Here is a 14,838-nt window from a genome sequence, read left to right on the forward strand (position 1 = left end):
AAGAAACAGAACAAAACTAATAGTGAAATGAAGAAATTAATCATCTTTTCGCTCATGCTTTTCATGGTCTCATCAGTAGCCATGGCTCAATCTTCCAGCATGACCGACGACCAAGTGATGCAATTTGTGGTAAAGGAGCACAACTCTGGAACCTCGAATGCACAAATCGTCACCAAGTTGATGCAACGCGGTGTTGATATTTCTCAGATTCGACGTGTACGCACTCGCTATGAAAAGGAAGCCAAACTGGGCGGCCTTGCCAGTGCTACAGGAAAAGTCTCATCAAATGGATCTCGCCTACGTACCAACAACGGTAAAACTCGTGATGATTATGGGAAAGAGGCTGATAAGGAGGCCAGTAACTATAGCAACTATAGAATCAAAGGCCAGCGAGATTTCTCCTATAAGCATACTTACGATAATCAGGACGAGGAGTATGTGGACATGCAGAACGAGATGTATGGTATCTACCCTGATTCAACCCAGTTGCTTCGTCATTTGCTGGCAGAACAGAGATACAATCGCAAGAAGGTCTTCGGCCGCGACATCTTTAATAATAAGGAGTTGAGCTTTGAGCCTAACATGAATATCGCAACCCCACAGAACTACCGCTTGGGTCCTGGTGATGCTGTCATCATCGACATCTATGGTGCTTCCCAGAAAACCATCGAGAGTACTGTTTCTCCAGATGGAACTGTTACCATCGAGGGGTATGGTCCGGTGAATGTCAGCGGCCTCACCGTTGCTCAGGCTAATGCAAGATTGCGCGGTACGTTAGGTAGCAGATATTCTTCCAGCCATATCAAGTTGACAGTAGGCCAGACCAAGACCATTATGGTCAATGTGATGGGTGAAGTAAAGGCTCCAGGAACCTATACTCTCTCTGCCTTCGCTACCGTTTTTCATGCCCTCTACATGGCTGGAGGAACCAACGACCTGGGTACACTCCGTAATATTAAGGTATATAGAAACAACAGGTTGGTTACTGTAGTTGATATCTACGACTACATCCTCAATGGCAAGTTGACAGGCAATGTACGACTCGCAGACAATGATGTGATTGTAGTAGGTCCATACGACTGTCTGGTCAACATCACGGGTAAGGTAAAACGCCCGATGTTCTATGAGATGAAAAAGAACGAGAGCATCAATTCACTGCTCAAATATGCCGGTAGCTTCACCGGTGATGCTTATAAGAAATCGGTACGTGTGAACAGAAAGACAGGAAGAGAATATGCCGTATTCAATGTTGACGAATTCGATTTTGCCAGTTTCCACATCGCTGATGGCGATTCAGTAAGCGTTGACTCCATCCTGCCAAGATATGCCAATACGGTAGAAATCAAGGGTGCTGTATTCCGTCCAGGTATGTACAATATCGGCGAACAGATTAACAGCGTTCGTTCTCTGGTAGAACATGCAGAAGGTCTTACTGAGGATGCATTCACCAATAGAGCGGTCATGCACAGAATGAAGCCAGACCGCACATTGGAAGTTATCAGTATGGATATCGCAGGTATCATGAGTGGAAAGGTGGCAGATATTCCGTTGAAGGAGAATGATGTGCTCTTCATCCCTACCCGACAGGATAAACTGATAGAGCGAACCATCACAATTCGCGGCGAGGTACAGTATCCTGGAACCTATAAATACGCCGACAATGAAACTATCGAAGACTTCGTTCTTCAGGCTGGTGGTCTGACCGACAAGGCATCCACCGTGAATGTCAACGTAAGCCGCCGCGTTTCTGATGCCAAGGCATTGAAACCAGATAGCTTGATTGCCCAGACATTCACCCTCTCCTTAAAGGATGGTTTTGTCATTGATGGCACTCCTGGATTTGTCCTGATGCCTTTCGACGAGGTTTCCATCCGCAAGAGTCCTGCTTACAACGAACTGGAAAATGTGAGCATCGAGGGTGAGGTTATGTTTGCTGGAACTTATACGCTTACCAAGCGTAATTCCCGCATAAGCGACCTGTTCTACAAGGCAGGTGGAGCAACCAATGAGGCATATATCAAGGGAGCACGCTTAATCCGTAGAGCCAACAGCGCAGAGAAAGACCGCATGGAAGCTGTTCTGAAGATGCAGCGTGAGCAACAGCAGAAGAATCTCCTCCAGCTGGCAGCAAGCAGCAACAGTGGTAATCTCCAACAGGTAGCTGAAGGAGCTAAGAACGCAGAATTGGAGAAATTCAATGTTCCAGATGAATATCCTGTAGGAATTGACCTAGCTGCTGCACTCAAGAATCCTGGATGTGATGACGACCTGGTACTGCGTGAAGGAGACCGTCTGGTTGTTCCACAATATATAGGAACTGTAAAAATCAATGGTGCTGTGATGTATGCCAATACTGTTGCCTACGAAAAGGGCAAACGGGCAAGCTACTACATAGACCAAGCTGGTGGTTTTGCTTCTGATGCCATCAAGAGCAAGTCATATATCATCTATATGAATGGTAAGGTTGCCAAAGTTGGTCATGGTGCTAAAGTTCAACCTGGTTGTGAAATTGTAGTTCCTGCCAAGTTGAAGCGCAAGATGAGTATCGCAGAAACGATGAGTCTCGGTACAAGTATATCAAGCATCGCAGCCATGATTGCTACCATTGCTAATTTGAGCAAGTAATATGCAAATAACACATCTATTTGAAAAATAGCACCGCCTATTTGAAAGTATATTTGATTTATATATAAACTCCCCAGATTCCTGATGAATCTGGGGAGTTTCCTTATTATAGTAGTTTCAATACTTACTTGGCAATCACAACACTTTTGCTTTATAGCCTATTTTGCCGAATCATCATGCATAAAATACAAAAAGGCGAGAAGTCAGGATGACCTCTCGCCGGAAATATAAAAATCTACGAATTAATCTAAGTTCAAGCTCTTCTTGATAGCCTCAATCTTCTCCATAGCAGCTGCTGTACAACGGTTGTAGCAACCAGCGCACTTGAATGAAGGATCCTTTACCTCGATATAGAACTTAATCTTAGGCTCTGTACCTGAAGGACGAACACTCACCTTGGTGTTATCATCACAGAACCACTGGAGTACATTGCTTGTTGTAGGCATATTGAGCTTCTCTACGCTACCATCAACATGCTTAGCCTCCAAGCTCTGGTAGTCCTTCCAAGTTACAATCTTGCTGCCACCCAACTCCTTTGGAGGGTTAGCACGGAAGTCTGCCATCATCTGCTTGATCTCATCAGCACCAGTTTTACCTGGGCGAACTACATTTACAGTGAACTCCTTGCTGAAGCCATACTCTGCATAGATCTGCATCAAGAGATCGTAGAGAGTCTTGCCCTGATCTTTAGCCCAGGCAGCAATCTCACAAATCAAGCAGATAGATGCAGGAGCATCCTTATCACGTACCTTATCGTATGGCAAGAAACCGAAACTCTCCTCACCACCACCGATGTACTGCTGCTTGCCCTCAGAGATAGCAATCTCGCGTGCAATCCACTTGAAACCAGTGTAGCAGTCGCGCAACTCTACGTTGTTCTTCTTTGCAATCTCAGCAATTACCTCTGTAGTTACAATGGTCTTTACAAGGAAGTCTGTTGGCTTCAACTTGCCCAACTTCTTCTTGTTCTCAATGATATAGTAGCAGAACATCATGGCAGTCTGGTTACCATTGATGATCATCCACTCACCCTTGTCATCGCGGCAAACGATAGCAAGACGGTCTGCATCTGGGTCGGTAGCTACTACGAGGTCAGCATTCAACTTAGTACCGAGCTTCATACCAAGAGTCATAGCCTCCGCATTCTCCGGGTTTGGAGAAACAACTGTTGGGAAGTTGCCATCTACAACCATCTGCTCAGGAACTACATTGATATTCTGGAAGCCCCATGAACGCAAGCAGAGAGGAACGATGACGCGACCTGTACCATGCATAGCTGAGTAAACGATATTGAGATCCTTCTGACGGTTGATGACATCCTGGTCGATCATGGCAGAATGAACAGCAGTCATATAGTCATAATCCATCTCACCACCGATAATCTTGATCAAATCCCAGTTAGCCTCAAACTTCACCTGATCGATAGTAACCTTGTTCACCTCCTCAATGATACCCGTATCATGTGGAGCCAAAACCTGAGCACCATCACTCCAGTAAGCCTTGTAGCCATTGTACTCCTTAGGGTTGTGAGAAGCAGTTACGTTCACACCAGCCTTAGCACCGAGTTCACGGATAGCGAAAGAAATCTCTGGTGTTGGGCGGAGGCTTTCAAAGAGATAAGCCTTGATACCGTTGGCAGAGAAGATAGCTGCTACTGTCTCTGCAAAGAGACGAGAGTTGTTACGGCAGTCATGACCAACCACTACAGAGAGGTTCTTTTCACCTGGGAAAGCCTTGAGGATGTAGTTGGCAAAGCCTTGAGTAGCCATACCTACAATATACTTGTTCATACGGTTGGTTCCTGCACCCATGATACCACGCAAGCCACCAGTACCGAACTCCAAGTTCTGATAGAAAGCATCAACGAGAGCTGATTTATCTTCAGCCTCGAGCATTGCCTTTACTTCATTACGTGTTTCTTCGTCAAAAGCGGGAGCGAGCCACTGCTGTGCTCTTTCTTCACACTGCTTGATTAATTCTGCGTTATTAGCCATAGTCTGATTATATATATGTTATTAATAATTTGAGTACAAAGATATATAAATTATTTCATAAACCCAACAAGTTTGGAGTTTTTTTTGTATTTTTGCACTTTGAAACGGAAATGAAAATAGAATAAGGCTGATATTTAGCAATATTGTATCTGTTTTATAGTAATAATTGGATAAAAAATTTAAGAATTTAAAGATATGGAAATTTATTATACGGGCGTTATCATCGCCATTTCCACCTTTTTAATAATAGGTATCTTTCATCCTATCGTGATGAAGACGGAATATTATACGGGCACCCGGTTTTGGTGGGTATTTCTCGTTGCAGGCATTGTCTGCATCGGTGCAGCCTTCCTGATTGCTAATGTGCTCTTCTCTGCCATTTTAGGTGTGGTAGGTGCCTCAAGCCTGTGGAGCATCGGTGAACTCTTTGAACAGAGAGAGCGATGCGAGAAAGGCTGGTTCCCGAAGAATCCAAAACGAATCGGAAAGGGATATTACAGGGACGAGGAGAAAGTGAAGAACGAAGAGTGAAGAATAAAGAACAATAATGAAGACTGAACTGATATTGGTCGGAAAGACCGTAAACAAGCATTTTATTGCAGGCATCAAGGACTATGCTGAGCGCATCACCCACTACATGCCTTTCAATATTACGACTATTCCTGAGCTCAAGAATACGAAGAGCCTCAGCGAACAGCAGCAGAAGGAAAAAGAAGGGGAAATGATATTGAAACTCCTGCAACCTTCAGATACCGTTGTATTGATGGACGAACATGGTCAGGAATTCCGCAGCATCGAATTTGCCAAGTGGATAGAACGTAAGCAGGCTACTGCCAGAAGACTTGTCTTCATCATTGGTGGTCCCTATGGCTTCTCGCAGGCAGTCTATGAGCGTGCCAACGAGAAGATTTCCCTCTCCAAGATGACTTTCTCGCATCAGATGGTGCGCCTCATCTTCACAGAAGCCCTCTATCGCGCGTGTACCATTATAAAAGGTGAACCTTATCATCATGAGTAAAGGTAAAAGGGTAAAAAAGTAAAAAGGTAAAAAAGTAAAAAATGGCAAAAGATAAATATATTGAGATCAAAGGAGCCAGGGCTAACAATCTCAAAAACATCAATGTCAAGATACCTCAGGGCAAATTTGTTGCCATCACGGGTGTCTCTGGCTCCGGTAAGTCATCGCTGGCTTTCGACACACTCTATGCCGAAGGTCAGCGCCGTTATGTGGAATCTCTATCTTCATACGCCCGACAGTTTTTGGGTCGAATGAGCAAACCAGAATGTGACTTCATCAAGGGATTGCCACCTGCCATCGCCATCGAACAGAAAGTTATTTCCCGTAACCCACGTTCCACCGTGGGTACCAGTACTGAAATTTACGAATATCTCAGATTACTCTATGCTCGCATAGGAAAAACTATTTCTCCTATCAGCGGTCAGGAGGTGAAGCGCCATACTACAGAAGACATCTTAGCTTGTACCCGCCAATATTCCAAGGGCACCAAGTTTGTCATCCTTTCCCCTCTTCACATCGTTGAGGGACGAAGCCTCAGCAAGCAACTGGAGATGTATATTCAGGAAGGATATGCACGTATTTTGGTGAAAAATGAGTTTGAACGCATCGAAGACTTTCTGGATAAAGCCAATAGCGGCGAGATGCTTTCGCCAGAAGTAAGCATGAGGGATCTTCTTGAAGCCTCTGACGAAAAGCTCAAAAAGCTGATGACTGAAACAGGCATGGAAATCTTTCTCGTGATAGACCGTTCTTCTGTAAGTGAAGAAAAAGATGATATCAGCCGTCTCATGGACTCAGCCGAAACAGCTTTTTACGAAGGAGATGGCGCCTGCCGCCTCCTGTTCTTGCCAAGTAAGATTGCCTATGATTTTTCGACCCGTTTTGAAGCAGATGGAATGACCTTCGAGGAACCGTCAGACAATATGTTTGCCTTCAATTCTCCTCTGGGTGCCTGTCCTACCTGCGAGGGTTACGGAAGCGTAATCGGCATCGACGAAAAGCTCGTCATCCCAAATACTTCCCTGAGTGTTTATGACGGTTGTGTGGTTTGCTGGCGAGGAGAAAAGATGGGTATGTGGCTCAAGGAATTTATCCGCAGAGCAGAGCCCTATAATTTCCCTATTTTCAAACCATACTTCGAACTCTCTCAAAAGGAGAAAGATTGGCTTTGGCATGGTCTTCCTTCTGAGAAGAATCGTGAGCCACACGACAGGGTGAGCATTGACGAATTCTTCAGAATGGTGAAGGAAAACCAATATAAGATACAGTACCGCGTGATGCTCAGCAGATTCCGCGGCAAGACGATTTGTCCAGATTGCCACGGCACTCGCTTAAAGAAAGAAGCTAACTATGTGAAAATTGGCGGCAAAAGTATTACTGAACTCGTGGAGATGTCTATCACCAATCTCAAGATCTGGTTTACCAAACTGGAACTGACCGAACACGAGAAATGCGTGAGCAAAAGACTCTTGGCAGAGATTACAAACCGCCTGCAGTTTCTGCTGGATGTGGGACTCGGTTATCTCACGCTCAATCGTCTTTCCAACTCCCTTTCTGGAGGTGAAAGCCAGCGCATCAACCTGACCACCAACTTAGGTTCTTCACTTGTAGGAAGTGTCTATATTCTCGACGAGCCAAGCATCGGTCTTCACAGCAGAGATACAGCACGACTCATCAAGGTGCTGAGAGAATTGCAGCAATTAGGAAATACGGTAGTCGTCGTAGAGCATGACGAGGAAATCATGCGGGCTGCCGACTACCTGATAGATATCGGTCCGGATGCTGGTCGTCTGGGCGGTCAACTGGTTTATGCCGGTCCTGCTTCTGAGTATTCTACTACCGACAAGGAAGCCCAGCAGAAACTCTTGGAGAAATACCCTGATAGTTACACCATCAAGTATCTCACCCATCATGAAAAGATAGAAACGCCAACAAGCCATCGTGCCTGGAACCGTTTCATCGAAATCAAGGGTGCCAGAATGAATAACCTGAGAGGCATCGACGTCAAGTTGCCACTCAATGTTTTTACAGTGGTGACTGGTGTTTCAGGTTCCGGCAAGAGTTCGCTCATCAAGGGAATCCTCTTCCCTGCCATGCGCCGTCATTTAGACTTGGTGGCAGATGCGCCAGGCGAGCACTTAGGCTTAGAAGGCGATGTCAACGCCATCAAGCATGTGGAGTTTGTGGATCAGAACCCTATCGGTAAAAGTTCCCGCAGCAACCCTGCCACCTATCTGAAGGCATACGATGCCATCCGTTCGCTCTTTGCCAACCAACCGTTGTCAAAACAGATGGGATTCACTCCTGCCTATTTCTCCTTCAATGCTGAGGGAGGAAGATGTGAAGAGTGCAAGGGAGCAGGTTATGTAACAATCGAAATGCAATTCATGGCAGACCTGGTTTTGCAATGCGAAGCATGCAAAGGCAAACGATTCAAGCACGATATCCTTGAGGTACAATACGGAGGTAAGAATATTAATGATGTGCTCAACATGACCGTGAACGAAGCTATCGAATTCTTTGCAGATGAGAAGAACCAGCACAATAATGGTGACTTCGATTCCTGCCGCGTCATCGTCAGCCGTTTACACCCTTTGCAGGAAGTCGGATTAGGCTATATCAAGCTCGGACAGAATTCAAGTACGCTTTCTGGTGGAGAAAACCAGCGTGTCAAACTTGCCTTCTTCATCGGTAAGGAAGATCAGGAACCTACCCTCTTCATCTTCGACGAGCCAACCACCGGTCTGCACTTCCATGATATCAAGCGACTGCTTCATGCTTTCAATGCACTCATTGAGAGAGGGCACTCACTGGTTGTCATCGAGCATAATCTTGATGTCATCAAATGCGCCGACTATATCATCGACCTCGGTCCTGAAGGAGGTGACAAGGGTGGCAACCTGGTTGTTGCCGGTACGCCAGAGGAAGTGATGCAATGCAAGAAGAGTCTTACAGGACAATTTCTGGCTCAATTGCTTGATAAAAAATAGAATATCGCATGATTAAGTATAAAATATTGTAAAAAAGTAGCAGAATACTAAACTTTATGCGTAACTTTGCATCCAAATATGCAAATAAAAAGTTGAATATAAATAAAATCAAAGATATGAAAAGATTTATCTTAGCGCTGACAATGCTTGTTGCCATGGTAGCAACAGCAAGCGCACAGGCAGAAATCAAGTTTGACAGAGTGGTACACAACTTTGGCAACTTCAGTGAGAAGTCTCCAGTACAGAAGACTACTTTCACTTTCACAAACGTAGGCAATAAGCCATTGATTATCAATCAGGCCATCGCCAGTTGCGGCTGCACTATTCCAGCCTATACCAAGCAGCCTATCGCACCAGGCCAGAAAGGTCAGATTACTGTAACATACAATGGCAAGGGTATGTTCCCTGGTCATTTCAAGAAGTCTATCACCGTTCGTAGCAATGGCAACGTTGAGATGACACGCCTTTACATCGAGGGTGTCATGGTGGAAGAACAGAAATAAATCTGATTGCACTGAAACTAAAAAATGATATTTTATTTTTCTGGTACAGGAAATACCCGCTGGGCTGCCATCAAATTGGCAACAGCTACACATGAGCGACTGATTGATATTGCCGAAGAAATGAGGCTCATCAAAAAATCAGGCGCCCAATATACTGAGCCGTTCATCTTGGAAAAAGGTGAACGGCTTGGTTTCGTTTTCCCCGTTCATGGTTGGAGGGTTCCAAGACTTGTCAGGGAATTTATAGCTAAACTTCAGGTCAATCTACCAACTGAAGAAGTGCACCCCAACTATGAATCGCCAGTTCCAAGCCCCGTTTACGCCTATGCAGTCTGTACGGCTGGTGACAGTATCGGACTGACCATAGAGAATCTCAACGAAACGATTGCCTCCAATTCTTCCTTATCGAATATCGGAGTGCATGAGGTAGCCTCTTCCTTCTCTCTCATCATGCCCGAATCATACGTAGGATTACCTTTCATGGATGTCGATCCGAAGGAAAAGGAGATTCGGAAAAAGGAGAAGTCTGCTTTGGAACTGGAAGAAATCAGCGAGGAGATTTTCAATCGTAAGGAAGGTATCTGCAGATTGGTAAAAGGTCCTATTCCATGGTTTTTCACCAAGGTTGTGGGTGGTTTCTTTGAAAAAGTTCTCATTACAGACAAGCGTTTTCACGTCACAGCAGACAAATGTGTGAAATGTGGCATCTGCGCCCATGTCTGTCCCGTTGGAGATATTGATGGCGATAAAGGGAAAATGCCTGTATGGCTGCATCATGACGACTGCCTCACATGTTTCAATTGTTACCACCATTGTCCGCACCATGCCATCGAGTTTGGTCACCAGACCCTGAAGAAGGGACAATATTATTTCAAATAAAGAATTCTATCAAACAAATAAAGTTATCATTTAGCATTCAAATAAAGCATCAATCAAACGAAATTAGCATTAATAATTAAAAATCATTATATGAAGAAGATTTTACTTAGCATTGTATTTGCTCTGATGGGCATCGCAAGCGGCTTTGCTGCAAAAGCGCATACAGAACTCACCACCATTACCCAGAGTGATGGCAGCCAACTGACCATTCGCCTTCATGGTGATGAACACTTCAGCTGGTACAGTACCGCAGACGATGTACTTCTCGTACAAGTGGGCAGCAACTATTATGTAGCACAGGTGGAGGAAGACGGAACACTGAAAGCAACCCCACAGTTGGCTCATAATGCTGGTGAACGTGGAACTGTGGAAGAACAGGTCATTAATAACCAGAACAAGGAAAAGTTCCTCAACTTGCTCAATGCAGAGCCTCAGGCACTTGCAAAACCTATCGGCACAGTAACTCCTGCATATTTCCCTCATACCGATTCACCGAAGGCTTTGGTCATTCTGGTAGAATTTCAGGATGTCAAATTCAAGACATCAGATCCTGTTGCCACATTTACCCATTATCTTAAAGGAGCCGAAGGAGAAGCAGCACCTGAAGCCAATAATGCTTATGTTACAAAAGGAATGGTAAACTACGGCAGTGTATCCCAGTACTTCAATGATATGAGTCAGGGAAAGTTCACTCCTCAGTTTGACATCGTAGGTCCCGTTACCGTAAGTAAGAATTCTGCATATTATGGTGGAAATATTGGTAAAGCTACCGATGTAAATTTTGCAGAAATGATAGCCGAAGCTTGCAAGAGCGTATCAAGTAAGGTCAACTTTGCAGACTACGATCAAAATAATGACGGCTATGTTGACTTGGTGTATGTCATATATGCAGGTTATAGCGAGAGTCTCGGTGGCAACAGTTCTGATTGTCTTTGGCCAAAATCAGGCACTAACGCATTCTATGAGCCGGGAACCAACAACTTGCTCAAGTTGAATGGTAAGAGGATTTGCAGATATGGTATCAACAACGAGTTGAATGCTTCTCCTACTGTAGAGGAGGAGAAGTTCAATGGTATGAAATTGCTCAATGGTATCGGACTTTTCTGTCATGAATTCAGCCATACAATGGGACTTCCAGACCTTTATCCTACAGTTGAGGCATCAAGAGTAGATAACCAAAACCCAGAATACTGGGATTTGATGGACGGAGGAGAATATACATATAGCGGCTATTTTCCTACTCCATATTCCCCATGGGAAATGGATGTAATGGGCTGGACTACTCCTGTAGAATTAGGAGATGATGCAAAACAGGTAATCTTGAATTCCTATGCCAGCGACAGAAAAGCTTACAAGATCAATGGAGAGAATGACGAATATCTCCTTATCCAAAATATCCAGACAGATGGTTGGTGGAGGGGAATAACCAAAGCCTTCAATACTACCGGTATGTTAGTTTGGCGCATCGACTACCCTTACCCTACAGTCAGCCTTAATAACAGACTCAACAATGAAATAGGCAAACCCAATGTCATGATTGTTCCTGCCGATGGTTATGTAATCTCAGACTACAACCATGGTAAAGGAAAGCAATGGACAGACGATCAATACAATTTAAGTCTCCAAGGCGATCCATTCCCAGGTACTAAAAAAAATAAGACCGAACTTTTGAGTGTCGAACTCAACAACAGCACATTGAAAAAGCCTTTCTACAACATCAAGGAGACCGACGGCGTCATTACCTTCGATTATCTCAAGGACTTTGCTACAGGCATCGACAGCCCTGTCATCCAGCAGAATCAGGAGAAGGATACACGTATCTTCACCCTCGATGGACGCTACTTGGGCACAGATGTTAGTCAGCTCACCAAGGGAGTTTACATCATCGGAAAGAAGAAGGTTATCATCAAGTAAGACGTATATAATTCTTTGCAATACATTCCAAATGAAAATAATAGCAGAATCATTTGGCTACTTGCTCAAATTATATTATCTTTGCATTCAATATGAGAATAGATATTATCACTGTATTACCGGAAATGCTGGAGGGATTCTTCAATGAGTCTATCCTGGCACGTGCACAGAAGAAGGGTCTCGCAGAGATTCATCTCCATAACTTGCGCGATTATACATTAGATAAATGGAAACGAGTAGATGACTATCCATACGGAGGAAGTGCCGGCATGGTGATGCAATGCGAACCTATCGATCGCTGCATTACTGCCCTCAAGGCTGAACGCGAATATGATGACGTCATCTATGTTTCTCCAGACGGAGAGACTTTCAACCAGAAGATTGCCAATGAGATGTCTATGCAAGGCAACCTCATCATCCTCTGCGGTCACTACAAGGGTATTGACCAAAGAGTGAGAGACCATCTCATCACCCGTGAGATTTCTGTAGGCGACTACGTATTGACAGGTGGCGAACTTGCTGCAGCCATTATCTCTGATGCAGTAATCCGTTTGGTTCCAGGAGTCATCAGCGATGAACAAAGCGCTCTCTCCGACTGTTTCCAGGACGACATTCTTGCAGCCCCTATCTATACCCGACCAGCAGACTATAAGGGTTGGAAAGTTCCAGAGATACTGCTGAGCGGAAATGAGGCTAAGATTCGCCAATGGGAATTTGATCAGGCCATGGAAAGAACCAGACGCCTGCGCCCTGATTTATTAGAAGAATAAAGATATTTCGGAGCAAATCTTTCAATAAAAAAGAACAATCTAAAACAGAGTAACTCAATTTTCTAAATAAGACAAAAATCAAAAAAGTAAAAGTAAATAAAAACTAGAAAGTAGCGAAAAGACCAGACTACATTTCTAGTAACTAAAAAAGAAATGGTCTAACTCGTACACAATTATGGAACAAAACAATTTTGAACAGCAGGTCAGCACACCTATGCCTCCAAAACCAGACAACAATCTTGTACTTGCTATCATCTGCACAATCTGCTGTTGCTTGCCACTTGGTATTGTAGGTATCGTTAAGGCAAGTAAGGTAAATGGCCTTTATTATGCAAAGCAATATGAAGCGGCTAATTTAGCAGCACAAGAGGCTAAGAAATGGAGTCTTATCGGTATAGGTATCGGTTTGGTTATCAACATAATCTACTTGTTAGTCTATGGTGCAACCATCTTTGCTATGCTTGGCATGTAAGCGTTTCAGGCAAATTGCAAAAAACAAGTACACATATTTATTAATAGTTATAGTAGCACTCAGTTTACTGTACAGCTTCAATCCAAGCAACTATTGGTTTTGGCCTAAATGCCCTTTTAAGCTGATAACCACACTTAGTTGTCCTGCATGTGGAATACAACGTTTCTTACATGCCCTCACTAATGGAGATGTACTAAAAGCCTGTCACTATAACTATTATTTAATATACGCCCTCCCCTATACGCTTATCATCATAGCAACATATTATTTACCGAATGGGAAATTAAAAGAGAAAATGACAAGTATTTTCGAAGGTAAAATTGCTGTCTGGATATACGTCTATTCTTTTTGCATCTGGTTTGTACTAAGAAATATTCTCAACATTTAATGTCAAGCTTATGAACAATCTACAAGTTGATCAACTGATTGCTATATATGGCAGCAAACTGCCATACGAAGCTTTGGGTATCCTCAGAGAAAAACTGTTAGAAATGGATTATAATACCGCCAGTATCTATCTGGCTCAATCCAAAGATCCAACCATAGCTATCATTCTCTCTGTTCTCGTAGGTTCCTTAGGAATCGACCGTATCTACATCGGTGATGTGATTATCGGAATACTAAAACTCATAACCTGTGGAGGATGTGGAATCTGGTGGCTGATAGACTTGTTCCTCATCATGGGAGCAACAAGAGAGAAAAACCTCCAAAAAATATTGGGAATTTACGTTTAATTCAAATAAACTCCTTACAGAAGGCTTCACCTAAAGTGAAGCCTTCTTCGTATAACCGTTCCAATTTGACAGTATCTTTCTCAATACGTCCCACCTCAAGCGGACGAAGCGGGCGAATACATGTGATCTTGCCTGCGGCCTCCAGATCATCTACAAGTTGGAGTTGTTCATTATATACCTTATGACGATGACTCAGAGCAACACGAAGGCGAGGATAGTTCTTATATAAATAAGGTATCTTGCGATCCTTCCCATGATCACGCCACCCTTTGTTGCGGGTCAGTATCACCACATTATGCTCATATCCCATATCGATGGCATGCTGAACAGGAATACTGTCGGCGATACCACCATCCAGCATCGGGATACCATCCACATTCACAATCTTGCTGACATAAGGCAAACTGCTTGAAGCTCTGACGATATCCAGAGCACGCTGCTTATCATGAGTTTCAGAAAGATACATGGCATGCCCCGTCAGACAATTGGTCGTTACCATCTCAAAACCTTCCGCATGCTGGAAAAAAGTATCAAAATCGAAAGGCAACAACTGGTTGGGAAATTTATCATAAAGCAACCGGCGGTCGAAGATGCAACCTTGAGTAACCAGATGCCGAAGACCGATATATTCATACCGATCCAAGTAATCGATATTGGAAATACGGGCACGACGGGGTTGGCGACTGATATACGACATACCATTGCAAGCACCTGCAGAAACAGCCACCGTATATGGGAAATACAAATCGTGTTTCATGAAGGCATCCAGTACCCCGCTTGTAAACACACCTCTCATTCCGCCTCCTTCCAAGACCAGTCCCGTTTTTCTTTCTATCTTCATACCATTTACCTGTTTTTTTTATTCATTTTTGCACAAAAAGCGGGCTTTTATTATTAATTATTTATAAATTCTCACTTTTTATACGATTTTGCTTGCAA

Annotated in this window: 13 protein-coding genes; 11 read left to right on the plus strand and 2 right to left on the minus strand. The window is 43.8% G+C overall.

Annotation, left to right across the window (positions count from 1 at the left end):
• Positions 1–27 precede the first annotated feature (27 nt).
• Positions 28–2,625 carry a polysaccharide biosynthesis/export family protein gene (locus tag KUA50_RS06475; protein ID WP_218456656.1) on the plus strand — a complete coding sequence of 866 codons (2,598 nt, stop codon included), beginning with the start codon at positions 28–30 and terminating at the stop codon, positions 2,623–2,625.
• 242 nt (positions 2,626–2,867) lie between these two features.
• Here the strand turns inward: KUA50_RS06475 and KUA50_RS06480 are convergent, their stop codons facing one another.
• Positions 2,868–4,619 carry a phospho-sugar mutase gene (locus KUA50_RS06480; RefSeq protein WP_022110979.1) on the minus strand — a complete coding sequence of 584 codons (1,752 nt, stop codon included), beginning with the start codon at positions 4,617–4,619 and terminating at the stop codon, positions 2,868–2,870.
• A 195-nt stretch (positions 4,620–4,814) separates the two neighbouring features.
• Between KUA50_RS06480 and KUA50_RS06485 the strand changes: the two genes are divergently transcribed.
• The 10 genes from KUA50_RS06485 to KUA50_RS06530 all read left to right on the plus strand — a co-directional run bounded on the left by KUA50_RS06485 (position 4,815) and on the right by KUA50_RS06530 (position 13,899).
• Positions 4,815–5,150 carry a DUF4491 family protein gene (locus KUA50_RS06485; RefSeq protein ID WP_022110980.1) on the plus strand — a complete coding sequence of 112 codons (336 nt, stop codon included), beginning with the start codon at positions 4,815–4,817 and terminating at the stop codon, positions 5,148–5,150.
• A gap of 16 nt (positions 5,151–5,166) precedes the next feature.
• Positions 5,167–5,637 carry a 23S rRNA (pseudouridine(1915)-N(3))-methyltransferase RlmH gene (gene rlmH / locus KUA50_RS06490; protein WP_022110981.1) on the plus strand — a complete coding sequence of 157 codons (471 nt, stop codon included), beginning with the start codon at positions 5,167–5,169 and terminating at the stop codon, positions 5,635–5,637.
• Between the two features lie 41 nt (positions 5,638–5,678).
• Complete coding sequence (gene uvrA / locus KUA50_RS06495) at positions 5,679–8,627, plus strand: excinuclease ABC subunit UvrA (RefSeq protein ID WP_218456657.1); 2,949 nt, start codon at positions 5,679–5,681, stop codon at positions 8,625–8,627.
• Between the two features lie 116 nt (positions 8,628–8,743).
• Positions 8,744–9,130, plus strand: coding sequence for a DUF1573 domain-containing protein (locus KUA50_RS06500; RefSeq protein ID WP_218456658.1), 387 nt, complete (start codon positions 8,744–8,746; stop codon positions 9,128–9,130).
• Positions 9,131–9,154: 24 nt separating this feature from the next.
• Positions 9,155–10,009, plus strand: a complete 855-nt coding sequence (locus tag KUA50_RS06505; protein WP_218456659.1) for an EFR1 family ferrodoxin — start codon at positions 9,155–9,157, stop codon at positions 10,007–10,009.
• Between the two features lie 90 nt (positions 10,010–10,099).
• Positions 10,100–11,923, plus strand: coding sequence for a M6 family metalloprotease domain-containing protein (locus KUA50_RS06510; RefSeq protein ID WP_218456660.1), 1,824 nt, complete (start codon positions 10,100–10,102; stop codon positions 11,921–11,923).
• Positions 11,924–12,015: 92 nt separating this feature from the next.
• Positions 12,016–12,693 carry a tRNA (guanosine(37)-N1)-methyltransferase TrmD gene (trmD, locus tag KUA50_RS06515; protein WP_118117118.1) on the plus strand — a complete coding sequence of 226 codons (678 nt, stop codon included), beginning with the start codon at positions 12,016–12,018 and terminating at the stop codon, positions 12,691–12,693.
• Between the two features lie 175 nt (positions 12,694–12,868).
• The gene (locus KUA50_RS06520; RefSeq protein WP_256624215.1) at positions 12,869–13,165 is read left to right on the plus strand and encodes a CD225/dispanin family protein; all 297 of its coding nucleotides are present in this window, start codon (positions 12,869–12,871) and stop codon (positions 13,163–13,165) included.
• Positions 13,131–13,553: a DUF2752 domain-containing protein gene (locus KUA50_RS06525; protein ID WP_218456661.1), complete on the plus strand. Its 423-nt coding sequence runs from the start codon at positions 13,131–13,133 to the stop codon at positions 13,551–13,553. Before KUA50_RS06520 ends, KUA50_RS06525 begins: the two co-directional genes overlap by 35 nt.
• A gap of 10 nt (positions 13,554–13,563) precedes the next feature.
• Entirely contained in the window at positions 13,564–13,899 is a 336-nt protein-coding gene (locus KUA50_RS06530; protein ID WP_218456662.1) for a TM2 domain-containing protein, read from the plus strand.
• A gap of 1 nt (position 13,900) precedes the next feature.
• Here KUA50_RS06530 and KUA50_RS06535 read toward each other — a convergent pair whose 3' ends face one another.
• Positions 13,901–14,740, minus strand: a complete 840-nt coding sequence (locus KUA50_RS06535; protein WP_218456663.1) for a patatin family protein — start codon at positions 14,738–14,740, stop codon at positions 13,901–13,903.
• Positions 14,741–14,838 lie beyond the last annotated feature (98 nt).

The organism is Segatella hominis, assembly GCF_019249725.2.
Taxonomy (GTDB): domain Bacteria; phylum Bacteroidota; class Bacteroidia; order Bacteroidales; family Bacteroidaceae; genus Prevotella.